Annotated in this window: 22 protein-coding genes; 10 read left to right on the forward strand and 12 right to left on the reverse strand. The window is 48.2% G+C overall.

Going from position 1 to position 24886, the window contains the following annotated elements; translation table 11 throughout:
• Positions 1-2: 2 nt before the first annotated feature.
• Positions 3-437 carry an RNA-binding S4 domain-containing protein gene (locus tag K6V26_RS14265; protein WP_007658825.1) on the forward strand — a complete coding sequence of 145 codons (435 nt, stop codon included), beginning with the start codon at positions 3-5 and terminating at the stop codon, positions 435-437.
• Between the two features lie 72 nt (positions 438-509).
• On the opposite strand, the gene K6V26_RS14270 is transcribed toward K6V26_RS14265, so the two are convergent.
• The 3 genes from K6V26_RS14270 to K6V26_RS14280 are packed head-to-tail and all read right to left on the reverse strand — an operon-like array spanning position 510 to position 5482.
• Positions 510-983 carry a toxin-antitoxin system YwqK family antitoxin gene (locus K6V26_RS14270; protein ID WP_007658826.1) on the reverse strand — a complete coding sequence of 158 codons (474 nt, stop codon included), beginning with the start codon at positions 981-983 and terminating at the stop codon, positions 510-512.
• A 20-nt stretch (positions 984-1003) separates the two neighbouring features.
• Positions 1004-2638 (reverse strand): Ig-like domain-containing protein, encoded by a 1635-nt coding sequence (locus K6V26_RS14275; protein WP_129698572.1) that lies wholly within the window; start codon positions 2636-2638, stop codon positions 1004-1006.
• 45 nt (positions 2639-2683) lie between these two features.
• On the reverse strand, positions 2684-5482 hold the full coding sequence (locus tag K6V26_RS14280) for a TonB-dependent receptor (protein ID WP_224265658.1): 2799 nt from the start codon (positions 5480-5482) through the stop codon (positions 2684-2686).
• A 263-nt stretch (positions 5483-5745) separates the two neighbouring features.
• Here K6V26_RS14280 and K6V26_RS14285 point away from each other — a divergent pair, with 263 nt between their 5' ends.
• From K6V26_RS14285 to K6V26_RS14295, 3 genes are all read left to right on the forward strand, one after another.
• Complete coding sequence (locus tag K6V26_RS14285) at positions 5746-6930, forward strand: helix-turn-helix domain-containing protein (RefSeq protein ID WP_224265659.1); 1185 nt, start codon at positions 5746-5748, stop codon at positions 6928-6930.
• Between the two features lie 95 nt (positions 6931-7025).
• Positions 7026-7799: a DUF4469 domain-containing protein gene (locus K6V26_RS14290; protein WP_010802468.1), complete on the forward strand. Its 774-nt coding sequence runs from the start codon at positions 7026-7028 to the stop codon at positions 7797-7799.
• A 157-nt stretch (positions 7800-7956) separates the two neighbouring features.
• Entirely contained in the window at positions 7957-10878 is a 2922-nt protein-coding gene (locus tag K6V26_RS14295; protein ID WP_224265660.1) for a leucine-rich repeat domain-containing protein, read from the forward strand.
• Between the two features lie 156 nt (positions 10879-11034).
• Here the strand turns inward: K6V26_RS14295 and K6V26_RS14300 are convergent, their stop codons facing one another.
• From K6V26_RS14300 to K6V26_RS14310, 3 genes are read right to left on the reverse strand one after another with little or no spacing between them, the layout of a single operon-like run.
• Positions 11035-11265 carry a hypothetical protein gene (locus tag K6V26_RS14300; protein ID WP_007658834.1) on the reverse strand — a complete coding sequence of 77 codons (231 nt, stop codon included), beginning with the start codon at positions 11263-11265 and terminating at the stop codon, positions 11035-11037.
• Complete coding sequence (locus K6V26_RS14305; RefSeq protein ID WP_007658836.1) at positions 11262-11741, reverse strand: DUF3990 domain-containing protein; 480 nt, start codon at positions 11739-11741, stop codon at positions 11262-11264. Before K6V26_RS14305 ends, K6V26_RS14300 begins: the two co-directional genes overlap by 4 nt.
• Positions 11738-11962 (reverse strand): DUF3791 domain-containing protein, encoded by a 225-nt coding sequence (locus K6V26_RS14310; protein ID WP_007658838.1) that lies wholly within the window; start codon positions 11960-11962, stop codon positions 11738-11740. The genes K6V26_RS14305 and K6V26_RS14310 overlap by 4 nt, the downstream gene beginning before the upstream one ends.
• Before the next feature lie 193 nt (positions 11963-12155).
• On the opposite strand from K6V26_RS14310, the gene K6V26_RS14315 reads away from it, so the two are divergent.
• Complete coding sequence (locus tag K6V26_RS14315) at positions 12156-13421, forward strand: DUF3843 family protein (RefSeq protein WP_048316084.1); 1266 nt, start codon at positions 12156-12158, stop codon at positions 13419-13421.
• 290 nt (positions 13422-13711) lie between these two features.
• Positions 13712-14707 carry an IS110 family RNA-guided transposase gene (locus K6V26_RS14320; RefSeq protein ID WP_046145281.1) on the forward strand — a complete coding sequence of 332 codons (996 nt, stop codon included), beginning with the start codon at positions 13712-13714 and terminating at the stop codon, positions 14705-14707.
• 238 nt (positions 14708-14945) lie between these two features.
• Here K6V26_RS14320 and K6V26_RS14325 read toward each other — a convergent pair whose 3' ends face one another.
• Together K6V26_RS14325 and K6V26_RS14330 are read right to left on the reverse strand one after the other, a co-directional pair.
• Positions 14946-15971 carry a Gfo/Idh/MocA family protein gene (locus K6V26_RS14325; RefSeq protein WP_224265661.1) on the reverse strand — a complete coding sequence of 342 codons (1026 nt, stop codon included), beginning with the start codon at positions 15969-15971 and terminating at the stop codon, positions 14946-14948.
• A gap of 24 nt (positions 15972-15995) precedes the next feature.
• Complete coding sequence (locus K6V26_RS14330; RefSeq protein ID WP_224265662.1) at positions 15996-16724, reverse strand: 2-phosphosulfolactate phosphatase; 729 nt, start codon at positions 16722-16724, stop codon at positions 15996-15998.
• 236 nt (positions 16725-16960) lie between these two features.
• Here K6V26_RS14330 and K6V26_RS14335 point away from each other — a divergent pair, with 236 nt between their 5' ends.
• The gene (locus tag K6V26_RS14335; protein WP_007658846.1) at positions 16961-17551 is read left to right on the forward strand and encodes a DUF4251 domain-containing protein; all 591 of its coding nucleotides are present in this window, start codon (positions 16961-16963) and stop codon (positions 17549-17551) included.
• Positions 17552-17625: 74 nt separating this feature from the next.
• Here the strand turns inward: K6V26_RS14335 and K6V26_RS14340 are convergent, their stop codons facing one another.
• From K6V26_RS14340 to K6V26_RS14355, 4 genes are all read right to left on the reverse strand, one after another.
• On the reverse strand, positions 17626-19620 hold the full coding sequence (locus K6V26_RS14340) for a glucosamine-6-phosphate deaminase (RefSeq protein WP_224265663.1): 1995 nt from the start codon (positions 19618-19620) through the stop codon (positions 17626-17628).
• Between the two features lie 246 nt (positions 19621-19866).
• Positions 19867-20055, reverse strand: coding sequence for a hypothetical protein (locus tag K6V26_RS14345; protein ID WP_224265664.1), 189 nt, complete (start codon positions 20053-20055; stop codon positions 19867-19869).
• Positions 20056-20083: 28 nt separating this feature from the next.
• Positions 20084-20557 (reverse strand): glucosaminidase domain-containing protein, encoded by a 474-nt coding sequence (locus tag K6V26_RS14350; protein WP_224265665.1) that lies wholly within the window; start codon positions 20555-20557, stop codon positions 20084-20086.
• Between the two features lie 5 nt (positions 20558-20562).
• On the reverse strand, positions 20563-21006 hold the full coding sequence (locus K6V26_RS14355; protein ID WP_224265666.1) for an HU family DNA-binding protein: 444 nt from the start codon (positions 21004-21006) through the stop codon (positions 20563-20565).
• Between the two features lie 208 nt (positions 21007-21214).
• Between K6V26_RS14355 and K6V26_RS14360 the strand changes: the two genes are divergently transcribed.
• The 3 genes from K6V26_RS14360 (at position 21215) to K6V26_RS14370 (ending at position 24880) form a co-directional block, all read left to right on the forward strand.
• Positions 21215-21496, forward strand: coding sequence for a DUF4248 domain-containing protein (locus tag K6V26_RS14360; protein ID WP_317197535.1), 282 nt, complete (start codon positions 21215-21217; stop codon positions 21494-21496).
• Between the two features lie 33 nt (positions 21497-21529).
• Positions 21530-23866 (forward strand): DUF3987 domain-containing protein, encoded by a 2337-nt coding sequence (locus K6V26_RS14365; protein WP_224265667.1) that lies wholly within the window; start codon positions 21530-21532, stop codon positions 23864-23866.
• A gap of 435 nt (positions 23867-24301) precedes the next feature.
• The gene (locus tag K6V26_RS14370) at positions 24302-24880 is read left to right on the forward strand and encodes a DUF3575 domain-containing protein (RefSeq protein ID WP_224265668.1); all 579 of its coding nucleotides are present in this window, start codon (positions 24302-24304) and stop codon (positions 24878-24880) included.
• Positions 24881-24886: the final 6 nt, after the last annotated feature.

Here is a 24886-nt window from a genome sequence, read left to right on the forward strand (position 1 = left end):
GTATGAACGAAGTACGAATAGATAAATGGATGTGGGCAGTCCGCATCTTCAAATCCCGGACCATCGCAGTCGAAGCCTGCAAGAAGAACCGGGTGATGATCGGAGGCGTAAATGTAAAAGCATCGCGCATGATAAAGGTCGGTGATGTTATACAGGTCCGTAAACCGCCTATCACCTTTTCCTTTAAGGTGCTGGCATTAACGGAACGCCGCATGGGAGCCAAACTGGTTCCCGATTATATGGAAAATGTAACGACTCCGGATCAATACGAAATCCTTGAAATGAGCCGTATCTCCGGTTTCGTAGACCGTGCACGCGGTCTGGGCCGTCCCACCAAAAAAGATCGCCGCGAACTGGAACAGTTCACCGATCCGGGCATGGCCGGAGATGGGTTTGACTTCGATTTCGATTTCGGATCGGAAGGTGATGATGAATGATGTTCTGTTATTATCAAAATTGAGCTATCCCGTCCCCGTGCTTGACACGGGGACGGGATAGCTCAATTATTCCTAACTGTGCTTCTCTTCCGTCAACAAAACACCTTCATCATTCCATGTCCGCCAAATACCGCTTTTCTTGCCACGGGTATAGAACATTTCAAAGCGCATGATGCCTTTGTCGTTCCAGATGCGCCAGGGACCGTCTTTCTCGCCATCTTTATAAGTGGCCAGGCCGATCAGTTGTCCGGCTTCGTTGTAAGTACGCCACTCACCATGAAAGATGCCATGATAATAAGAGCGGACCTCGGCAATTTTCCCGTCCGGATAATAGATCACATAGGTACCTTCGGGGCGTCCGTCTTTGAGGTAAAGCTCCATCTTCAACATGCCGTCATCGTAGAATTCGGTATAACGGCCGGTATACGGGGTTGTCTGTGTTTCATCCGTATAATACTGTCCCTCGCTGAGAACCAGGTCCTGCGCCTGTATAGCCAGAGAACTTCCGGCGATTAATGCAGATGCCAATAATAATTTCCTATTCATTTATTGTCGCTATTGTAGAATCAATACACAGTATTCTGCGGATCCCAGTTTGTCCAACCTTCCGTCCAGTCGTTTGTTCCGTCGAAAGCACCTTTGTAAGTTACCTTTTCGAAGAAGCTATCGGCCAATTTAGAAAAGTCAGCACCTTTCACAGCATCCGCTACGACAGAAGAATAGTCGCCGTCTTTCGCAATGATCTGCCGGGTATTTTCCAGAACCGTATTATTGCCGGCACGGTTGAAGAAGTTCTCGCTCACCTTTTCGTCTTCGTAGAAGTTCTTCCACATACCGGCGAAGATCACATTTTCGATAGCGATACCATCGTTAGCCTGCCCTTTCTTGTCTGTTGCACGCAGACCATAAGGCCATCCCGTAAAGACTGAGTTATATACATTCAAGCTTGAATTACGACGCAGGTGCATGGCAGCCTGGTATTTTCCGCCCTTGGCTCCGTTGGCTGCATCGGCAGTCTTGGCTTCCACTTCTGCCTGTGTCCTATCAGAAACCTTACCATAGAACGGGCCGATCAGGGTTACATTGGAGAATACCGGCTTGGTAAACGGTGTATTGGTAGAACCGTCACCGTCATTATCAGACTCAAAACCGTTGGAGTCGGACGTATCGGCAATATCCTTGTCACGTACGCTCAACAGGAACTGTAGTTTACCCGTATAGCCGTAGTCAGTATCGAAATCATCATCCCAACCTTTATAAGCAATCAGGTGTTTCGCATTCACCGTACCACCGAACCATTCGTAAGAGTCGTCATTCGAATAAGATACCTGAACAAATTCCACTTCCGTACCGCTACCTACGCCACCGAATGTCAAACCGTTGATTTCCTTATCCGGCTCCAATGGATAACCGGCAAATTCGATACGTACATATTTCAACTTACCGGAACTTTCGCCGTTAAATTCATCAGAAGTCGTATTGCCATAGTGTGTGCCGGGACCTCCTTCAATAGTCGGCTGGTTGGTCCGGTTTACGCGGGCATTACCACAGATAATCAAACCGCCCCAGTCACCGGTTACACGTTTGCCCGGTTCCTTGTCGGAAGTAAAGACGATCGGTTTGTCTACCGTACCTTCAGCGATGATCTTGGCACCTGGCTCGATAATCAGGGAAGCCGCTCTCTCACCCGAAGCAACGGAAATACCTTTGATAACGGAACCAGCCTCGATAGTCAACGTTGCACCGCTCTTGACATAAACGAAACCTTTCAGGAAGTTCTTGTTGGCAGCAGAAATGGTACGATCGGCAGTAATATTACCTTCCAGCGTATCTTCTATCACAGCCGGAGCATCTTCAGATACGGTTACGGTGCAAGTTGCCGTCTTATCTCCACTCTTCGTCGTTGCAGTAATAGTCGCAGTACCTTCAGCTACACCGGTTACCTTACCGCCATCCACGGTAGCCACCTTTTCATCGGAAGAGCTCCATGTAATTGTTTTATCTGTCGCATCCTCCGGAGTGACAGTGGCAGACAATGTGACTGTCGCACCCGGTTTAACTGCGGCTGTCGTAGGATTTACAGCAATTGCAGAAACGGCTATAGTACCCTCTTTTTCGTCATCATCACTACAAGATACAGTTCCAAACATCACGGCCAGTGCAAACACAGAGGCCAAACCTTTTAATAGAAATCTGTTCATAATAAAAACATTTTGTTTGTAATAAGAATTATAGTCAATTAATCATTAGAACTTTAAGGAGACACCCACATTGATATCCACTCCCGGACGATAGCTGCGGATCAGCTGTTCACGTTCGCGCTTCCCCCCGTTTTCATCCGTCAGCTTCACGAATTGTTTGTATTCCACTTTCGAATTAAGCAGGTCCTGTACACCCGCCTTGATCTCCACGAACTTGCCGATCTTCTTCGAGAATGTCAGGTCCAGCGAGTTGCGGGGCATCTCGTATATATCGGGGATATCTTCACTTTCGTTCTGCATCGGGACACCGACCGACTCGATACGCTTCCCGATCCGGTTGTAAAGCAGTGAGGCAGAGATTCCCTTGTCGTCATGCTGATAGAACAATCCGGCGTTCACCAGGTAAGGAGATTGTCCGGCCAGCGGACGGTCACGCTCAGGAGCGCCATCCTCGAAACGTACCCGGCTATAGATATAAGCGGCATTACAAACCAGGCTCAGTCCTCTTAACCCGATAAAGTCGAGGTTTTTCCGGATATCCAGTTCCACACCGAAAGCTTCGGCGTTCTTCGCATTATGATAGGTATATTGCAGGCCCGAACCGGCTTCGTTGTATGTCTCTTCGATCGGGTCTTTGAAACGTTTGTAGAAACCGCCCAGCGTAATCATCTCGCCGGTGGCCGGATAAAACTCATACCGTAAATCCAGATTGTCGGCATAGGCGTTCTTCAGGTCGACGTTACCTACGATATTGGCATCGCGCTCCAGATTGAAGTAAACGTAAGGCACAACCTCCCGGAACTCCGGCCGGTTGACGGACCGCCCGTAAGCGGCGCGTATCAAATGTTTCTCCGTCAGATTATAAGAGACATTGACCGAAGGGAAGAAATCGGTCGCATCGTTATCCAGATGTACCGGCTCGGTACCGTCGGAAGAATAGCCGTCCATCACCAGGTTGTAATATTCCATGCGAACCCCGACCACGGCATTCAGCTTCTCGCCATAGTTCAGCTTTGCCGAAACGTAGGCGGCACCCAATTTACTGTTCGAAGTGTAAGAATCGTTATTCTTCGTTACCTCACGCATCCAGATACGGTCGGCAGAGATGTTATCGTCCGAGAATATCCCGGTATAATCCCAATCGGCATAACGGTCATAGCCCGTGCCCAACAGGTTGTAACCGAAGCGGCGGGCATCGAACGTACGGTCTTTATATTCTCCGTAGATACCACCGTTGAACACGGGGGCAAACATATCAGACACGGCGAACTTATGCTCGTAGTTTGCCGCCAGCGAGGCACTGTGATCTTTCAGGTCCTGATAGTAACGCATCGGATCGGACACATAATAGTTCGGCTGCTCCGTCTTATTCTCATCCAGGATAGAGTTCACGATCTTGCGGTCGGGCTCCCGGTAAGAGGCGAAGGCATAGCCGGCCGTCCAATCCACCTTGTCGATATTCTCCCGCAAGGTATGCGTACCGCTCAACTGGCCGGAATAGGTCGTACGTCCGGTATAAAGCGATTCCCATTTGCGGATATCCTTATCGGAATAGTAGTTGGTCCCCTCCCGTTGCGTCAGGGCGGAAACACCGCGCTGGCTGAAGAAGTTACGAAATTCGTACTTATTGCCGCCCTTCATGAACGACCAGTTGAAGAGGGCACCCAGCTTGGACGTATTCCGGTAGCGAATATCATTGTATTCGAAACGGGGACGGGAGACGTCGTTCGCCACATCATAGGTGATATAGTTGTTGTTCACCGTTTCCGTATAGTCATATTCCGTACTCCAGTTCACATTGGTGATATTTCCGATCTTCCAGTCGCCGATGTCGAACGAGCGGTGAGAGGTAAGCGAAATCTTCTGGTCGGGAATGGCCTTGAATGTATTGATCCCCCAACGCTGGTTGATCTGCCGGGTAAAAGCGGCCGCCTCTTCCGTCGAATGATCTCCCAGATGGGCAGGAAAAAAAGCAGGCAGGCTTCGGGCACCGGCTCCGAATCCGAGATAATCTTTCCAGCTACCTTCTGTCAGCCGGAAGTTGCGGAAGGTCGCATTCGTATTGAAACCCATTTGATAAGAGACTGCAAAGGTATTCCCCTCCGGGATATTCTTCGTCATCACCTGCACGAAGCCTCCTGAGAAATCGGCAGGCACCTCTGCCGACGGACTTTTATAAACCATCATATTGTCAATCAGCGAAGAAGGCAGCACGTCAAAAGAGAAAGCCCGGCTATCCGTCTCGCTCGACGGTGTCGTGGCATTGTTCAGCCACACGTTATTATAACGTTGTGCCAGGCCACGAACAACAATGAAGCGGTCATCCACGATCGTAATACCGGGTATACGGCGAAGCACCTCGGCAGCATCGCTGTCCTGCGTCTTGCTGATCTGCTGGGCAGATATTCCGCTCACTACGGGAAGGCTTTTGCGGACGGTATTCAATACGGCTGTTTCTGTCCCCAGTTTTCGTTGGGCCACAACCACAACGTTTTGCAGTTGGAGGTCGGCGTCCGATAGTTCGATACGCACGACTGCTTCCTGATGAGCTATCACAACCACATCTTTTATGGTTTGCGTTTTATAAGATACATAAGAAGCGACCAGTGTATATTTTCCCGGTTGTACCTTTTCGATACGGAAATTTCCGTCTATATCCGTTATAGCTCCGATTGTCGTTCCTTCGATAGAGACAGTGGCACCGATCAGTGGTTCCTTGAATTTAGCATCTGTCACGGTTCCGCAGATAACACCCGTTTGTGCCCGGGCCGTCAGCGCAAGAAAACTTCCAAACAGTAGGAGAACCAACATCAACAGTCCTCTCTTTTCACGCTTATTTCTCATTCCTTTACTTGTTGTTACATTTATTTGCCGCAAAAGTAGAGGCGCAATGTTTCAGCCAAATTTAAAAGAGATGACAATATGATAACAGTTATTACAATTCGTTGACAGAAAAAGTACATACATGCGCTCCGCCTGTCCTAACCGGAGGGGAAGATGGCTAAAGATTGTACACAACGCTTGTTTTTCTAAGCGAACAGGACAACCATGTCCGCTTTTTTAGTTTACTTTGCGATCACAAACAATCCTTACACCTTAGATACCGAATGACGGAAGAAAACTTATTTATAATAACCTATTCACTGAACACAGTGGTCTGTCTCCTCGTAACAGCCGGACTACTGTTCCTTAAGCCGCTCCGAAACGTCAGAAACCGGAAATACCGTAATGCCTGCCGTATCCTCGCTTTTGCTTCCGCCATCGTCGGGAGCGGGCATCTGCTCACCTTGCTGGTGGGAGATAGCACACAGACCGATCTCGGACTGCTGTCTTTCCCCGTCATCGTGATCGGGGCTTCACAATCGTTGCTGTTCACCTTCCTGTTGATCCTGTTGTTCCGGGAAGAATATGTCACACGAAAGAATATTCTGCTGCATGCCTCACCGGCCATCCTCCTGACGGTTTTCTATCTGGCAGCACGCTGTTTCTTCGAAGATCCGGCTGTTTATACGTTCAGCGAATGGGCTGCACAGACAGGTAATCCGGTACTGATGATCCGTACGGTCTTCGCTCTGGTCTATCTGGTGCAAATGGGCATTTACACCCATATATTCTTCCGCGAACGAGCCATCTACGATAAGAGCCTCAGCCACCTTCAGAAGATACCCGAACGACTGGAACTGCGTTGGGTAACCCGTGTATTCCTCTATGCACTGGGGATCGGGGTACTCGCCCTCACGCTTTGTTTCTGCCTTTCTGTTACGTATGAACTGACAGTCGTCTGTATCTTTACCGTCTTTTATCTGATGGTCGGCGCCTATTACGTGAATTACCATTTCACCTACGACTTCATGCGGGAGGAGCTTTTCAAGACGAACACCGTTTTGCCGGAAGAGAAAGAGGAAAAAGCGGGTCTCGACACATTGGTCAACGAACTCGCACAGGCACAGGACAAGGACCTGTACAACCGGGCGGAAAAGATGATGCGCGAAGACCTGCTTTTCACCAATCCCGATTTCAACCGCAAAGAGCTTGTACAGGCCCTCTACACCAACGAGCATTACCTGACCCGCGCCTTGAAATACTATACCGGTATGAGTATCCAGGACTACATCGTCCATTACCGTATCGACTATGCCCATACCTGCCTGCTCATTCCCGACGCGCGCTCGATCGAAGAGATTGCGCTCGCCTCCGGTTTCTCGTCTGTACGCAGTTTCAACCGCAACTTCTCCGAAGTGTTCGGCATGACACCCCACAAATACCGGAAAGAACATGCAAACAAAGCATAATTTCGGTATTTGTCCATAATTTTTCGGTATTTGTCCGGTCCTTTCCTCCATTCTTTTCTTCATTTGCCCATTGTCTAATTCTAAAACAGAACAACATGGCAGAAAACAAAGAAGAACAAATCATCCTTCGTATCGAAACGTACGACAACATCCTGACGGAGAAGGAGGGCGACTACACCGCGAAACCGATAGTGACCGGTTCGGTTGGCAACCCCCAGATCGCCAAACGGATCATGAAGGGCGGGCTGGAAGTCCGCGAAGAAACAATCCTCTACATCCTCGACATGGCCGACCAGGCGAAAGCCGAAGCCATTGCCCAAGGGATAAGTGTAAACGACGGCGTCGGCCAGTACCTGGTCAACACGCGCGGTTCGTTCGACGGCCCCTCGGCCGCTTTCAATCCCCAAATCCACTCACTGGGTGTAACCTATACGATAGGTAAGACACTTGCTGCTTTATTGAAGAAAATCAAAGTTGAAAATCGCGGTCTGGCATCGCTCGGCCCGGTAATTAATAAAGTTACCGACTCGACAACACTCAGCGAAAACGACGAGATCACCCCCGGCGCCCCCATCACCATCGAAGGCAAGAACATGCGCGTGATCGGTGAAGACGCTTCCGTAGGACTTTTCTTCACCCCCACCGCAGGCGGCGAAGCAAAGAAAGTGTCCCTCTTCGTTCAAAACGACCCGTCGAAGATCATCTGCGTGGTACCCGCGCTCAGCAACGGAACGTATACGATGAGTATCACGACCCAGGCGGGTTCGACCAACCGTACGGTGAAAACACCGCGTTCCTGCACTTTCCCCGTCACCCTGCGTGTCGGACCGAAAGAAAGCGGTGGCGGCGACCGTCCGGAGATCGAATAATTCAAGCCTGCCTTGAAGCCCCTTTCAAGCGATCCTTGAAGCAGGCTTCAAGGCACCGTTGAAGCCTCGTTCAAGCACCCCTTGAAGCCTCGTTCAAGCGTGCCTTGAAAAAAGAACTTGCAAAAACAGACTAATAACCCATTAATACAGATATAACATGAACAGATTTTTTACCAACAAGACTAAAGCAGCAAGTCTCCTCCGGGGCTTGCTGCTTCTTAGCATCATGATGCTAACGTCCGTAGGGACATGGGCACAGGAGGGAGAATCGGGCGATCCTCCGACGGTAAGCGTTACCACCGCCGCCGAACTGAAAAACGCACTGGAAAGTACAACCGCTTCCACCATCAACATGACGGACGACATCACCCTGACGGAATTTGTAACCGCAGGTGCCACCCATACCCTCTCCATCGCCAAAGACAAAACCCTCACATGCACCGGCGAAGGCGGGATCGGCTTATCATACAACGACAATATCAGTCTGACCATCCAGGGAGGTGAAAACAGCAAGTTGGTATGTGGGGAAACCACCAAGATGTCTACCATCACAAACGGTACCCTTACATTGAAGAACATCACCGTCGATATAACCTCGGGGGTCTTCGGCCCAACTAACCTGACCGTTGGCAACGGCGCAACCATCAACGTGGATGCAGCAGACCAGGACTCCCCACTACAAAGCTCCAACCTGACCGTCGATAACGGCGGTACTATCAACATCAAGAAATTCACTAGAATCGGGATCAATATAGGGTATACCCTGACCATCAACAACGGCGGCACAGTCAAGGTTGGAAATGGGACAGGCGATAACCGAGGGATTCTTATCTCGATAGGCGCGTCCATCGTTCTCAATGGCGGCACATTGGAAGGCACCGGAGAGGACAAAGGAGGTAACATCTACCTGTTTCAAAACGCCAAAGTCACCGGCATGAGCGGCAAGATCGTCGACCAGGGAAATGACTTAAAAGAGAACGGAGAAGTTCCCGTAGTTGAAGAAAATGCCGACCCCTCCACCACCGGCCTCACCGAAGGGCTCTATACCTGGGACAAGAGCAGCAACAAGTTCGCCAAGCCAGACCTGAAAGAAGGCTATACATTGTCGGAAAGCGGCGAACTGACCATCAGCAGTCAGATCGGAATGACGAACTGGGCGCAAAACGGACGGGGCAGCAACTATTCTAAAGTAAAGAGCGTCACGATCACCGGAGATGTCACGGAGATCATAATGAATGCTTTTGCGAGCTGTTCCAACTTAACCCGGGTAACTATTACAGCAACCGGGATAACCGGTATCGGAGGGGCTGCCTTTCGAAACACCGAAAGTCTGACCACGATCGAAATGCCGGCTTCGGTTACCACGATCGGAGTACTTGCCTTTTCAGGGTCGGGCATCAGCAAATTTACAGTAGCCGAAGGCAACAACGACTTCAAAACGGACACCGACGACGGCAAAGCCCTGCTGACTTCCAACGGCGAAACATTGGTTGTCTTTGTCCCATCTGCAACCGGCAGCTATACGATCCCCGACGGGGTGAAAACAATCGGCTCCTATAGCTTCTCGAACACAGCTCTCACCTCCATTGTGATCCCGGGCACGGTAACAACCATCGAGGAAGGTGCCTTCGAATCCAGTGCTCTCACCTCCATTGTGATCCCGGAATCGGTTACAACCATCGGGAGAATGGCCTTCATGCAGAGTGCACTCACCTCCATTGTGATCCCAAGCTCGGTAACATCCATCGGGTATGCGGCCTTCAATATGAGCAGTGCTCTGACAACCGTCACCTTCGAAGGGGCAACGGCTCCGACTATCGGAGAGGGCATCTTCGCCAATTGCAACAACCTGACCGGCATCCTTGTACCGGCAAACGCAACAGGCTACACCGGGGAACAAGCCAGCGAGAACTGGAAAACATGGGCAACGTATATAAAATCAGGACAAGCACAAGGACAAACACAAACTGACGGAGAAGATACAGTACCCGCCGACGGCACTCTGACAGGCGACGGCACGACCGAAGCCGACAAAGTCACCCTACAAGGCAATGCCACCCTTGATAATGTGAAAACGCAGGCAACGGTAATAGACGGCAACATAACCTCCGTTATCACCCTGACCGGCACAAGCAATGACCTGGGCACCATCACCAACGCAGGCACTCTTACACTGAATGCCGATGAAGGAACGACCATCACAGTCGCCTCCGTAGACAACAGCGGCACCTTCATCGACAACACCGGTAGCGTGACAAAGGTAACCGGCGACGCGTCCCTCGACCTCACCGGCTCCGGAGCCATGCCGTCCGACCATACAGCCACAGGCCGGGTGACACTGACCACGAAACCTGCCGTTGCCGAAGGCGCAGACGTATCCTATCAATGGCAAAAGCAGGGGAACGGAAACTGGACGAACGTCAGCAACCCGTACACCCGTGCCGCCGTTGCGGGCAGTCCGGACTTCACGACAAGCATATCGGGTACATACCGTTGCCGGATCACGGTCGGGAAAGGCGGTGTCTCCACTACCCTGCTGACCCGATCCGCTACGGCTACAGTCAATTCGATACCCGATCCCGACCCCGAGCCAACCTACTACACCGTCACCCTCCCGTCGGTGGAAGGAGCCGCGACCGACCCGCTAGCCGGCAGTTACGATGTCGAGTCGTCGGATAACTTCCGCTTCTACCTCACACTCGATGCGGACTACAACCAGTCTGTCCCCGTCGTGACAACCAGCCGTGGCGAGACCATCACCCCGCGTACCAGCGACGGAGCCTACATCGTGAAGTACGTCCATAGCGACCTCGTCATCTCGATCGGCGGCATCGCGAAGAACCCGCCTCCCGTTGCCAACGCCGAAATCCAGTCCGGCACCCGCATCTTTACCCGCGACGGCAGCCTCTTCATCACCACCGACCGCCCGGCACGTGCGCAGGTCTTTGCCCTTACCGGCCAGCTGATCCGTAGCCTCTCCCTCTCCGCCGGCACGACCCACGTCGACCCGCTGACCGACGGCATCTACATCGTCCGCCTCAGCGACGGTACGGTGCAGAAGGTGGTTGTACGGAAGTGATGAAAGTGATCGCTTTGAAGTGACAAGAGTAACTAATTCCCCTCTCGAGAGGGGAATTAGTTACCATCAGTCAGTACAACCTTGAATATAATCTATCAAAAAGCCCCCTCTTCTTGTGATAGCGAAGAGGGGGCTTTTACATAGGGGAAACGTAGCTTAGGCTATCCGCCCTGTAGTTATCTCTTTTTTAAGGAAGTCGTATACATACCCTGCACTCTGATAGTACAAGCCGGTAGCAGGATTACTCAATCGATCAAAAGTATCAGAGTTATAATATATATCCATAGCCTGCGTCATATCACAACCCCACTCTTCCATGAGCATCTGTATAATTTCGCTACTCAACTCCTCAATCATAAATTCTATTTGTCCGGCTGTCAGTTTCATAATTTCTTCAGATAAGAAAGAGCACGCTCGGTGCCAAAATAATATTGTATAGTCAAACCTTTAGCATACTTCAGTTCCTCAATCAACTTATCCATAGGAATAACCCCCATACGAAACCGACGTAACTGGTAAGTAACACCGTCATCTGCTATCGGCCCAATAACGATATCATATGAATGAGCAGGATGCACACGGTCACGGTCACGATTTACAAAAACAAACTCCGCCCATTCCTGACAATAATCATCAAAAAACTTCACCGTCAACTCTAAAGTATTCAAGGCCTCCTCATCAAACTCAAAAGTCGTCACGAAGGGAACACCTGTTAGTAATTGCTCTGTTTTCTGCTTAGCCAAAGCTAGTGCCTGTTCGTACCCGGGAGACAAATAAAAACCTTGTCCAAAGTCTTTGAAGGGTTTCGATCGGGACAAGTCAGGACAATCAATCTCCATATTTGAACCATGATAAAGTTTCATGCCAACTGCCCTCCGTTATTACGACATACCATCACCAGACTTTCGATTACATCTTCAAACGATTGCGTATGCAATACTTCGTAATGCTTATGAAGGAACTGTATCCCTTTAAAACGGTTCAAATAGTTGAACGCCTGTTTCTGCTTCAACTTATAAGCAGATGCAAACTCGGCTATCAAAGCAACAGTAAAATCCAACTTACTCTTTTCAGTCCGGGACATAGTACTCTCCTTTCTTCTTTTAATTATGAAAACAAAGATACAAGAAAACTCCTTTCCTCAACTCTTATCCCCCTTAAAATATCTTTTAACTGTCTTACGCATAATATACACCATAAATCCGGTATGTCCATGTATACTTATTTTTCGTACATTTGCATCTTTATTAATCAAAAGCGTAAATGACGATTATAAGATGAAGAACACTAAGATTTTCCCCAAAGACTGGCTGCAACTGCATCCCTATAAACAATCAGGTCCGACCGACCTTTATTATACCCGTATTGCCAATCAGATACATGAAATGATGGAACAAACCGACCTGGCGAACTCGTTCGAAAAGGAAGATGTCATCCAGATCAGTATGCGTATGGCGGCTTATTTCGAGGACGTGATATCCGGCCTGAACATATGGCGTGCATTCATCACGGAATATAAGAAACAGACGGGCAACTATCTCCCTTTCTATACCGTCAGCGACCATTATTACGACGACGAGGCAAACTACGAAGACGTCCGTTTCCTGCTCTGGCACTATACCCAGCAGTACCACGGCGCCAAGAAAGGCACTTTCGTCAACCCCGACAACCCAGCCAACGAAGAGACGGCCCGCCTCATCTACCAACTGTTTTGCAAGGAATGGACTACCGCTCCCGAAAACACAAAGATGCAGGCTCTTTTCGCCCCGGAAACTTCTTACGAGGACCCCGAGAAACAGGCCGAACTGCTCCACTGGTTCCACTACAACTCTTACCTGCTGACCGACTCAAATGTCGACCTGAGCGAAACGGTAAAAGAATACTGGCGCCAGAACCCGAACGATCGGCAGAACACACAGGCTGTCATGGTTATCTACGACTCGCTGGCTCATATCAGCCGGACGCCTCTCCTGGCCTACACGTCACCGAAATGGCTCTCGCTTATCATGCCGGAAACGCATCCGGACTATGCCGCCTTCGCCGATAAAGCGGAAAAAGCAGAATCCTTTGTCGACCCCGCCATCAAGGAACGGGAAGAAAGCAACAAGGCTGTCTACGATAAATTCACAGAAATCGCGGACGGCAAGTTATTATTCTATATGAAGAGCAAGCAGGAATTTATCGACTTCGCCACCCAGCAACTGAAACTGGAGGAAAGCGAATATACTCCGCTGGCCGACTGCATCGAATTCAACAAGTTTGCCGTATATGCTTCTCCCCGTGAAGGCCTTCAATTACTGGTAGACGGCATCGAATTCATCAAAGACGAACAAAACCCGTTCTATGACGAGAAAAAGGCTTCCGACCAGGGATTATCTTTCTTCATCGTCAAGCATTGCAGCAAAGACCTGCTGAAAGCCCTCGAAGAACGCGGCATGCTCGCCGATGCCCAAACCAAGAGCCTGCTCAGCCCCGAACGCGGAAAAGATATCATTCATGGGAATTGGGAATTCCTGGCGAAGTATTTTATCAGAGAGATTTAAAAGGATAGGTTCAATTATAGAATAATTGAACTATCTGTTTAGTGACTGGTTGTAACTGGCTTTAACACATTTACATTTGCAGTATTAAATATCCCAATAAAAATATAAGTGTATATTTGAAAAGAAGAGTTGCAGTGAACTAACTTTGACACTAGTCTTAAATGACTATGGGCTGAATCAGACTGCAACTCTCTTAATTGGAGAACCTAGCCAGTTAGAATTGTAGGCTCACGACCTAATAAATGTATTAGCTGTTTCTCCTTCATGTTTAATACTGTAAATACAAAGTTATGAATTATTCTCATTTTGTAGGTCTTGATGTAGGGAAAAAAACTTTCGATGCATCCTTAATGTCTGCGGACGAAAAAGAGTTGTCTCACAAGTCTTTTGATAACACTTCAGAAGGGATCCAATCTTTATTAGATTGGATAGCAGGTTATCATCTCTCTTTATCCAAACTCTTGTTCTGTGCTGAAAACATGGGAAGTTATGTCACAGAGTTATCTGTTTCCAGTGCCTCTATGGGTTTTTCCCTAGCTTTGGTTTGCCCGTTGACCATCAAGAAGTCCATAGGCTTGCAACGAGGCAAAAATGACCGCATTGACGCTAAAAGAATAGCGAACTATGCGGTATTACACTATCGAAAACTAGAGTTATACAAATTGCCTGACAAAGACTTGGTGAGACTGCGGGGATGGATTATTATACGTGACAATTTGGTCAAGCAAAAAGTATCAAGCATAAAGTTATTGGAAACATTCTCCCAGATGGCCAAGTTGGCTGATGTGACAGACTCCATTTCTTTTTTGGAAGAGCAGCTCAAGTCGATAAAAGAAAAGATCCTGCAGGTGGAAGAGGCTATGGAGCAACTAATAGCCGCTAGTTGTTCTCTTTGCACAAACTACTTGTTATTAAGAAGTATAAAAGGTGTAGGGATAATCAATGCCATTGTATTACTGTGTGTTACTAACAATTTTCAAAGATTTGACAACCCAAGGAAGTTTGCTTGTTATTGCGGGGTTGCTCCCTTTGAACATACTTCAGGTATTTCCATACGGGGAAAAACGCAGACTTCTCCATTGGCTAACAAAGAAGTAAAAGTGTACCTTACCCGGGCAGCTATTACTGCCATCTCTTGGGATCCGCAGATGAAAGCATATTATAAAAGGAAAATAGCGGAGGGGAAACATAAAGCATCTGTAATCAATGCTGTAAGAGCCAAAATCATAGCAAGGTCTTTTGCTGTGATACGAAGACAGACTCCATTTGTAACATTAGTCGTATAATAAAAAGGCCCTTAATTTCGAAAACATCTTAGGTTTAGGAAGTAGCTATACACTTCTGAAGAGTAATTATGTCTATATACGAACTTACCCAAGGATACGTTAATGTTCGTAAACTTGGGTAAGATTTTATAGATATTGTTTGGAGAGGACTTAGAATTCACCCCCTTCCCCCTCTCCAGAGGGGAGCCAGTTACAACCAGTTGCTATAAAAGATAGCTCAAACCTGATAAAAACCGAATCACCTGTCAGCCGGATAAACAACCCCCAACTGCCTCCGTATCTCGTCAATAATCTCCAATGTTATCAATGAATTATCATGGCTGTTAATAGCCGACTCGCGTTTACCGGCAAGAACCAGGTCTATAAATTCGGCCACCTCATAGTAGTATTCGTCCTTATCCGTCACCGCGCTGATATCCTGCGGCTCGGGAATGGCACTCTTGCCCGCTGCTGCGGCAATCCGGGGCAGATAAGTCACCTTGCTGATAATATTCACCCGGTCCAGAATGATGTTTCCTTCTTCCCCTTGTATCTCTGTCGGCAATGACGAGTTAGCTATCTTCGAATAAAGGATAGTCGCATTCATTCCTTTATACTGGAAGTTCACGGCCCCTTGTCCGTCTGCCCCCGAAGAGAGCACGACACCTGTCGCCTCCACCTTCTCCGGCCGCCCGAACAAGACTACCATCGGATAAAGCGTATAGATACCGATATCCATCATTGCCCCATTCGAGAGTTCCGGCTTAAAAGCATTCAGCACAATACCTTCCTTAAACTTGTCATACCGCGACGAATACTGGCAATAGCAGGAGAAATAGCGCCGTATCGTCCCCAGCCGGTGCAGATTCTCACGTACGGCACAGAAGTTCGGAGTCAGCGTCGGTTTCATCGCCTCCATCAGCGTCACATTGTATTTCCGGGAAGCCTCGATCATCTCCCCCGCCTCCCGTGCATTCGAAGCAAACGGCTTCTCACATAACACATGCTTGCCATGCTTCATGCAAAGAATGCTCTGCGGAGCATGCAAGAAATTAGGAGAAGCAATATACACCGCATCTATCAACGGACTTTGCGCCATCTCCTCCAAAGAAGTAAATGTATAGGGAATCTGATGCCTGGCAGCAAATGCATCTGCCGTCTCCCGTGTCCGTGAATAGACGGCAACCAGTTCAAAACGTTCGTCCTGCCGTGCCCCGGCAATCACCCAATCTGTTATAAAGTTCGTTCCTACTACCCCGAAACGTATTTTATTTGTTATAGCCATTTCTATGTTATCTTTCCTGTATTATCAAATCGTCATCACCTTCTTCAATACCAAAGCATCCCCTTCTATCACCAACTCCGGTACAACGATGACACTGTCCGGTGTCAGACAAAAAGGCACGGCATCTTCCAGATGATTGGCTTTCAGGCGAGCCATATGGTCGGTCGGAGCAAGATAAGCGATCAGGTTCTTTTTATTATTCGTCCACATGTCGCGGGCAATGACTGCGGCATCCGTAGCCGGCCGGTATTTACCGGTTTTGGCAAGTACCTCTACCAAAGCCCCACCGAACAAAGTATCTTCTATATTCACCTTATCCTGCCAGCCGGAACATAAAACAACGACATCGCGTCCATGAAACAGACAATAGTCCGCAACCGCCTGTAAATTAACAAAGGCCCCTGTAATAACACGATAAGCAGACTTCGCTATGGTGATAGCACGGGTACCATTGGTCGTCGTAAAGATCACATCCTTGCCGGCTACTTTCTCCGGCGTATAGTCGAACGGTGAATTTCCGAAGTCGGCAAAATCACATCGTTTCACATTACGTTCGGCACCGACCAGCCAGCCTTTTGCCTTATATTCCTGAGCTTCCTCCACCGTCGCTACCGGACGGATACTGCGAACGCCATGCTTGAAAGCAGCCGCCATCGTTGTCGTTGCCCGGAACACATCCACTACTACGACAATCGCTTCCGGGTTATGATATACCGGATACAGGGCCGGCGAAAAACATACATCAATCTTCATATCTTCTCGTTTTAATCATCTGATATTACCCGCAAATGTACAGGATAATTCGCTGAATACCTAGTCTGGTTACCCCGCAACTACCTATTATATAAAAGATTCTATAATAAAAATGAGGATTAACCAAATTAGCATGATAAAATGTTATAGTATCTACAATCATCTATTTGTTAGGAACCTTTTTTACTCATGCTTGTTCTTTTACTACATTTTGAAAACGTTTTAAACTAAATCGTATGAAAAGAATTGTATCTTTTATCGTCGTTTTCACTCTTGTAATGGGGGGAATGACACATGTACAGGCTCAGAGTAAAGCCGTAGAAAAAGCAGAGAAAAAGTTAGAAAGAGAAGCTAAGAAAGAAGCAAGAGAAGCGAAGGATGCTATCATGGACGAACAGGAATTCAACACTGCCATGCAAGCTATCACCAACCAGTCTTTTGTATTGGAAGCCAACTCCGTACAGCCAATGAACGGACAGGTTTACTATGTAAACTCAAACACAAACTTCGTCTCTTTGAATGATGGCCAGGCAATGGTACAGATCGCATCCAACTCTCCGTACCCAGGTCCTAACGGATTAGGTGGTGTTACCGTACAGGGAAGCGCATCCAACATCCAAACCAAACAGGACAAAAACGGTAACGTTTACCTGTCAATGAGTGTCCAGGGTGTTTTCATCTCTGCCACTGTAAACCTGGTATTGATGAACGGAAGCAACAAAGCAACAGTTACCGTAGACCCGAACTTCTCAGGAAGAGACCTGACAATGACAGGAACATTAGTTTCATATGCCCAGTCAAACATTTTCCAGGGAACGACCTATTAATTTAGCATCAACATTAAACATGAAGAGCGCTTACCATCAGGTAAGCGCTCTTTTTTTATAGAAACAATTAAGTCTTATTTATCAAACGGGATCATATACTGAACGAATGCTTCGATTGCTTCATAGGAAGCCAGACCCAGATCCTTATACAGTTCGGCTGTAGCACGGTTACGGTCTTCGGCACGCTGCCAGAACAGACGTTCGTCGTCACCCAGGAACGGTGCGCTTTCTGCCTGAGACTGATGTTTCAGGATAGCATTACGTTTGAAGCGCAATTCTTCCGGACTGATAGGAACTGCCATTTCGATGTGGTCCATTTCCCATTCTGCCCATGCTCCGCGATACATCCAAACACGGCAATGTTTCAGCCATTCTTCGTCTTTCAGTTCATCAATGGCAGCCAGTACGGCATCCAGACAAACCTTATGTGTTCCGTGCGGGTCAGCCAGGTCACCGGCCACGAACATCTGGTCCGGTTTGATATCCTGCAACAGTTTCTTTACGATAGCGACATCGGCTTCACCCAGATCATTCTTCTTGACAAGACCTGTTTCATAGAACGGAAGATCCAGGAAGTGAACGTTTTCATCCTTCACACCTGAATAACGGCAACCGTGACGAGCTTCTTCACGACGGATAGTACCTTTCATGAACAGGACATCTTTCTTTTCCGGTTCCCCGTTTTCTACCTTTTCGAAACGCAGGTATTTGATAATCTCTTCCGCTTTGTCTTTAACAGTACTGTCATTCGGAGAATATTTGTCGCAAACATCACGCAGATACTCGCAGTAACGGATTACTTCATCATCCCCCACAGCAATATTGCCGGAAGTTTCATAAGCCACATGCACATCATGGTGCTGGTCGCACAAACGGCGCAAAGTACCCCCCATAGAGATCACGTCGTCATCCGGGTGCGGACTGAATACGATCACTTTCTTCGGATACGGAGTAGCGCGTTCCGGACGGTTGGAATCGTCTGCGTTCGGCTTACCACCCGGCCATCCGGTGATTGTATGCTGAATATCATTGAAAATCTTGATATTTACGTTATAAGCGGAACCATACAACGCTAAGAGTTCGCCCAATCCGTGTTCGCTGTAATCCTTGTTTGTCAGTTTCAGGATCGGTTTGCCGGTCAACTGGCACAGCCAAACGATAGCACGACGGATCAGTTTGTTATCCCAATCACAGTTGGTAACCAACCAGGGATGGCTGATTCTAGTCAGTTCGTAAGCGGCAGACAGATCGATCACCACCTTTGCATTCATATGAGTCTGCAAATAAGTAGAAGGAACTGTTTCACTGACCTTGCCTTCAACCGTATTGGCGATGATACGTGATTTATCTTCACCCCAGGCCATCAGAATCACATTCTTGGCTCTCAGAATGGTTGAAATACCCATTGTGATTACACTTGCCGGAACATTTTCAATCGATTTGAATGTACGGGCAGCTTCTTTGCGTGCATCGTTATCCAACAAAACCAGACGGGTTCCGACATTGGCAGATGATCCCGGACCGTTAAAGCCGATATTACTAGCATGCCCTACTCCCAACAGGATGTAGTCGATTCCGCCGAAATTCTGGATTTGCTGTTCATACTGTCTGCAAAATTCAAAGATATCGTCTTTCGGCATAGAACCGTCGGGTGAATAGATATTCTTCGGATCAATATCCACCTGGTCGAGGAATGACTCCTTCAAATAAGCCAGATTACTGTTTGTCGATGCGCTCAGCGGATAGAACTCGTATACATTAAATACAATTACGTTGCGGAAGCTCAGTTGTTCTTCCTTATGCATACGGACCAATTCCTTAAATACACTCTGAGGGGAACGTCCGCCTGACAAAGCGAGAACGAAAGGTTCTCCGGCTGCCTGTTTTTTACGTATTTGTGAGGCCAATTCTTTCGCGATCACGAAAGATCCTTCTTCAGCTGATTCGTAGATGTTTGTCGGAATCTTCTCCATACGAGTTAAAACTGATTGCTCGTAAGCGTTTTCCGGACGGTAATACCTGAGCGGTATACGCGTCAGGGTAATCTGAGAACTAAGGTTCGTCTTCATGTTTAATTACGATTTAGTAGAACTTTTTTACTTGAACTACAAATATAACAATTCTTCGGCAAATAAAGATTAAAGAACCCTATCAAAAATATCAAAAAAAAGCGACCTACTCACCACGAGCCAGCCGCTTCGGTCAAAACCTTAACTATGAAAAAATTTATACGTTCGTTTGATATATTCCGCTACAAAAATACAAACTTCTTCAAAAATACAACTTTTAGTTCGAAAAAATATCAAAAAAATCATTTACCCCCCACCCTGATCTTCAGGGAGAGTTTCAAACAGAGGAACAGTCCCCGCCGGACCAGACGGCAAAGGACGCGGATAAGATTCAACACTCTCAGGCTTTTCCTTATCATCCGAAGAAGGTTTAAAGTGAAACAAAAAGTTTAGCAAAGCCAAAATGAATTCGAGGATCTTTTTAAACTTGGACATAATGTTCATTGTTTTAGGTTACTCATTCTTAATTGTCAACTGTCAATTCAATCACCGCCCGTACCGTCGCAGCGATCTGCACCAGGCTACGGCGATAGGTTTCGCGGTCGTCGCCGTTCAGCTCGCTGATGTAAGGACTGTAGGCAATCTCCTTGGCGTACGCCTCCATATGATGGCTCACCTGCCAGGCAGAACGGTAGTTGTTACGGATCAGGCGGGCGAAATCGAGAAAAGAATTTTCCCGCGTGTCGTACCGGCGGAACTGCAACGAATAACGAGAAGTTTCGACCGCCACCTTCCCGCCATGCCAATAAGCGTTACTGGCCCCGTAGGCCGTCAACCCGAAGAAATTATTATGCTTCACCGCCAGGTTGCTCGTCCCCCAACCACTCTCGAAAGCAGCCTGCGAAAGAATCACCACCGGATTCAAGTTAAAATCAGCTCCCGCCGACAAGGCTGCCGGCAAGGAGTCTTTAACAAATCTGATTTGTTGTGCTGTCATACGCTTTACTCGATTTCAGGACGGTCACTACTACCACTGTCATCCTTACCGGAAGTACCGGCATTGATGCGTTCGAAACTCACTTTGTCAAGAATTTCCTTCAGCGAAACGCTGGGACGGAATACAATACGGGGTTTACGGATCATGGAAGCCTTGAACTCTTCCGTAGTTGGAGTGCCCGAACTTCCGACATTGATTTGAAAATTACCCAATTCCCCCAACTGCACGACCTCGCCACGCAGCAGAGCTTCCTTGAGCACGAACAACAGCCCATCCATCACCACCTTCACATCGCCCGGCGAAGCGGTCGAATAGGCCGAAATAGCCGTACAGGTCTGCTGGAAAGTCATCATACCGTTGCTGTTCACCGAAGCATAATACTTTTGCGCACCTTCGGCAGCATCTTTCGACAGGTCTTTGCGCAAGACCAATTTGTACCTTACTGACATAACATTAAAAATTTAAGGGTTAGTGTTCCGAATAATTACAATACAAAGATACCTCCGACCATCTCCGCCCGACAGGCATACACGGGCGACAGCTTCCCTACTCTGGCATTTCAGGGCATAAAACTTCTGTGTGCCATAGCATGACTTTTGACTCACTTTTTTCTTTGTAAAAAAAACAACGAAGCCATACATTTCAACGCCTATCTATTTGCTTTTCTTGTTTTTATTTCGTACCTTGCTGGTACAAACAAGAAACAAAAACAACATGGAAAACTCCAAAAATTACTCTCGCGTATGGGCATTCTACGAACTCGCCCTCTGCTATTTTCCGGACTCAAGTCCGAAAATAGCCGCCGAAAAACTGCGAAGATGGATCAAGCTATCGGGAAACCTCAAAGAAAAGTTACTCGTCCTCGACTGGAAGCCGGGCAACAAACTCCTTACCCCACGCCAAGCCGTTTGCATAGTCGATCATCTGGGCGAGCCTTAAAACACATCCGTTTTATTAACTAATATGTATATCATGAATAATGATGAAAACCAGGAATTTTCCTTCTACCGGCAATTATACAACCTACGGGAAGACGGAAAAATGACGCTTTCACAGCTACACGCTATGATTGTCGGACCAAAACTTAAGTTTATAACCAATGAAATCAGACGACTGGACGCCGCCGGAAAAGAGAAGCAGACCAAGAAACAGAAGCTATCCCTGCCCCTTTTCGCTGTCTCCTATCTGTTTCCCGAAGAGCGATACAGCGACCAGGCAGGACAGCCGACCGGCTATGTGCTGGCGGATGTCGACGAACTGGCCATGCCCGCCGCCGACTATCTGGAACGTTGCAAGGCGTTGCCTTTCGTCGCACTCGCCTATGTCAGTGCCCGGGGCAAGGGCGTGCACCTGATCTGCCGCGCGGAAACCGATGCAGCCAGCCACGCCGACGTGTGCCAGGCCCTCTTCGATACCATTGAAGCGACGCTGGGCGAGCCCGTCGACCGTGTCTGTACCGACCTGACACGTACCAGCCTGCTCTGCCACGACCCCGCCTGCCATTACAACCCGCAGGCCGAACCGTTTCGCCGGCCGGCTCCGCCCTCGCCGCAAACCCGCGAACACACCCGAACTGCCGGTGGAACCGGCCCCTCTGACCTCTCCGAAGCCGAACGCCTCGCCCTCTACCTCGATCGCGCCGACCAACGGTTCATCTGGCAAAAAGGGCAACGCCACAGCCAACTCGTCAGCCTCGCCTTCTCGCTCAACCGCGCAGGATTCGACCGGTTGACGGTCGTACAGGCTTGTATATTCCGCTATGCCGAAAAGGATTTCGACGACAAAGAGATCAGCAAAATAATCGACTCAGTATACAATAAGTCTGCCTTCGAGCATGGTGCCAACCGTCGGGAATACAGTCCGAAAAGCAGTCAGCGAACCGCCACTTCCGCCATTCCCGCCACTAAAGAACCTTTTTCCGGCAATTCGTACGACGAGACAGACGAACAAGTTAAAAACCAAGAGACGCCCTATTTCGACAGGGAGTTGTTGAAAGAGGCGCCATTGCTTTTGAAGGACATGGTGCGGAGCGACTTGTCCGGCCGCCAGTTCGACATCGCACTGGTGGGAGCATTGGGTGCATTATCTACATTAACCCCTCACGTGAAAGGGTCGTACCAAGGCAAAAACGTAAGCCCCACGCTCTACCTCTACGTCGTAGCCCCCGCAGGCTTCGGCAAAGGAATACTGAACGAAATACACAAGGCGACAGACGTATGGCATCAATACATACGCGACATATCACGCGCGTACGTATTAAAATATGAAGAAGAACTCGCTGCCTACGAGCATCATGTCGCCACGGCAAAGAAAAACGGGAAGAACCCGATCCTGACTCCTCCTGCGGTGGTGTTACAAAAGGAGCTGGACCTGCCCGGCACCATCACCCAGGCGAAGCTGACCGAACAAATGAAGACCAACGAGCATTACCCCGCCCTACTCTGCGAAACCGAGATCGGCGTGCTGGTGGAGGCTATCAACAACGAACATGGCAAGTACGTCTACCTGCTCAACCAGATCGCCCAGCAGGAGGCGATCGGACGAGGGTCATTGCAGAACAAGATCGTCACCTGCCAATTCCCCCTCATGTCGCTCCTCACCAGCGGCACTCGGGGACAGTTCAAAAGACTGATCAACAGTACCGACGACGGGCTCTTCTCCCGCTTCCTGGGATACACCATCAACGAAGCGCCGGAGTGGAAAGAGCTGACCGACATCGACGACACACCGGCAGCCAGCAATTATTATCCCCTGCTGGGTGAACGGGTGAAAGAAACCGGCATCTTCCTCGACGAGCATCCCACGTTCGTGCGCTACACCGACGCGCAACGCAAGCGCATGAACCGCCGGTTCGAAAAAATGTCGAAAAAGGTACGCTGGTTCAAGGGCGACGACCAGCTGAGCGTCGTACACCGCCTGGGCAACTACCACTTCCGCATCTGCATGCTGCTGACAGCCTTGCGCAAAGCGGAAGAGAAGTCGACAAGCGAGGTCGTAATCGTAAGGGATATCGACTTCGATATCGCCATGATGTTCATCCAAACATTTCATAAACATATCGACGCGCTGAGTAGCCTGTTGCCTGAAAGCCTGGCTTCGCCGGAATACAAGAATACCGACAGCAACGAACAGTTCTTCCAAAATCTGTCCGAAGAGTTCACCACCGCCCATGCCATCGAGCTAGCACAGTTGTATAAAATACCTGAGCGAACAGCCGAGCGATTACTGACAAAATGGTTGAAGATAGGACTCTTAGCACGTCCGTCACGTGGTCTGTACCGTAAGACGAACAAGTATTCTCAAGACTAACCGCTCACAAAAAGTCTCTATGGCGGAAGTGGCGGTTTGGCGGAAAGAAGAAAAATAATACCCGCGGAAAAAACCATACGGTTTTTTGACAAAAAGCGTACATTTTCTCCCCCTAAAGCGTACGATTTTCATTTATTACTCGCTAATAACAGAATTTTATCATGAAATTCTGTTATTTAAAAACAAAATATAATGGCTAGAAAAAACCTTCGTTTTTTTTCGTCATTGTTTCACAGCAAAAGTAAGTTCATTATTTTTAGTTTCCAATTTTTTTTAAGCAAAAGATTTTCAATTCCTTAGATATCATCTTATCAAAAAATCGTTCAACAAATAATAAACCGTTGATTATTAAAAATAATGACTAAAAAAAACGAAGGTTTTTTCTAGTCATTTTGAAGAAACTCACTAGTATTTCACTTAAATATCAACGGTAACATGAAGTATGGAATAAGTACTCTGATAGCTGTTTTACTGGCGATTGCATACCCATCGTCGCTTAAAGCGCAGAAACTGGCATTGAAAAGCAACCTGGTAGCCTGGGCTACCACCACTCCAAACCTTGGTTTTGAAATGGCGGTAGACAACCAATATACCGTCCAGTTGTTCGGCAGCTACAATCCTTTCACTTTAAAAGAAAACAATAAGCTGAAACATTGGCTCGTACAGCCCGAAGTGCGCTGGTGGACGAAAGAGGCGTTCAACGGTCATTTCGTCGGGTTACACCTCATCGGCGGGCAGTTCAACGCCGGTAGCATCAAGTTACCTTTCAACATCTTGCCCGACCTCGACACCCATCGTTACGAAGGTTGGGGCATCGGCGGCGGTATCTCCTACGGCTACCAGTGGAAGCTGTCAGAGCGTTGGAACCTGGAGACTTCACTCGGACTGGGCTATGCACGACTGAGTTACGACAAGTTCCCCTACGAAAAATGCAGTAAAAAAATCGGCGAAGAGAAGAAGAACTACTTCGGACCGACCAAAGTGGCACTAAGTATTATTTACATCATAAAATAATTTAAT

This window comes from Parabacteroides goldsteinii, assembly GCF_020091425.1.
Taxonomy (GTDB): domain Bacteria; phylum Bacteroidota; class Bacteroidia; order Bacteroidales; family Tannerellaceae; genus Parabacteroides; species Parabacteroides goldsteinii.